This window comes from Leisingera sp. ANG1, from assembly GCF_000203975.2.
Lineage (GTDB): Bacteria > Pseudomonadota > Alphaproteobacteria > Rhodobacterales > Rhodobacteraceae > Leisingera.
In genome coordinates, this window is the sequence record NZ_AFCF02000019.1 from 4,123 (window position 1) to 5,618 (window position 1,496).

At 63.6% G+C, this 1,496-nt stretch carries 1 protein-coding gene; it reads right to left on the reverse strand.

Annotated elements, in window-relative coordinates; genetic code table 11:
- Window positions 1-29: 29 nt before the first annotated feature.
- Entirely contained in the window at window positions 30-1,346 is a 1,317-nt protein-coding gene (locus GC1_RS21800) for a UDP-glucose dehydrogenase family protein (protein WP_019297004.1), read from the reverse strand.
- Between the last annotated feature and the right edge of the window lie 150 nt (window positions 1,347-1,496).

Consider the following 1,496-nt stretch of genomic DNA (forward strand, 5'->3'; position numbering starts at 1 on the left):
GCGCGCGAAACATTTGGTCCGAACCGGACCTATTTTACATCCCCCCGCCCCACCGAGGTATAGGTCTCGAAACCCGCCCGTTTGGCGGATTTGGCAGAGTAGATATTGCGCAGGTCCGCCATCCGCGGGGTCTGCATCTTGCGGGCCAGTTTCTTCAGATCCAGGGCGCGGAACTCGTTCCACTCGGTCAGGAGCACCACCAGGTCGGCGTTCTGTGCCGCCTTGTAGGGATCCTCCTCCCATTTGACCCCGGGCAAGAGCCCCTCGCCCTCGGACCTTCCTTGCGGGTCCACCACCCGCACCTTGGCGCCGCCGCCCACCAGCGCGGGCACGATGGTGAGGCTCGGCGCCTCGCGCATGTCGTCGGTGTTGGGCTTGAAGGTGACGCCGAGCACCGCGATGGTCTTGCCGTTGAACGACCCCTCGCAGGCATCGCGCAGCTTCTCCACCATCCGCAGCTTCACCTCGTCATTGACCCGCATCACGGTCTCGGTGATGCGCAGGGGGAAGGCATGGTCCTGGCCGATCCGCGCCAATGCCGCGGTGTCCTTCGGGAAGCACGAGCCGCCATAGCCCGGCCCTGCATGCAGGAACTTGTTGCCGATCCGCCCGTCAAAGCCGATGCCGCGGGAGACTTCCTTGACGTCCGCCCCCACCCGCTCGCAGAGGCCGGCGATTTCATTGATGAAGGTGATCTTGGCGGCCAGAAACGCATTGGCCGCGTATTTGATCAGCTCGGCCGATTCCAGATCGGTGGTCAGGATCGGGAAGTCGCGCAGATAGAGGGGTCTGTAAATCTCCGCCATCACCTCGGCGGCGCGCTCGTTCTGGACGCCGACCACCACCCGGTCGGGTTTCATGAAATCCTCGATCGCGGCGCCTTCGCGCAGGAACTCGGGGTTGGAGGCGACGTCGAAATCGGCCTGCGGATTGGCCTTGGCGATCACCTGTTTCACTTGCCGGTTGGTGCCCACCGGCACCGTGGATTTGGTCACCACCACCGCGTAATCCGTCAGCGCCCCGGCGATCTCTTCTGCCGCCGCCATCACATAGGTGAGGTCGGCATGGCCGTCGCCGCGCCGGGTCGGGGTGCCCACGGCGATGAACACCGCCTCCGCCCCGTCGACCGCCGCCGCCAGATCATCGGTGAAGCTGAGACGGCCGGCCGCCACGTTTTTCTCCATCAGCTGATCCAGGCCCGGCTCGTAGATCGGCACCTCGCCCCGGTTCAGCCGGGTGATTTTACCCGCGTCCTTGTCGACGCAGATCACGTCATGGCCGAAATCCGAAAAACAGACGCCGGACACCAGTCCGACATAGCCGGTGCCAATCATCGCAATGCGCATGAACTGCCCTTTCCCCAATCGCTCTGCAGCGGCTTGGCTGCCGCCCTTGTTCTGAGATTAGAAGGATATACGCCGTTGCACAGGGCAGGAACCGGTTTTTTAGGCGGCCGGGAAACAAGACACACAATAGGTCCGCTTCGGACCAAATGT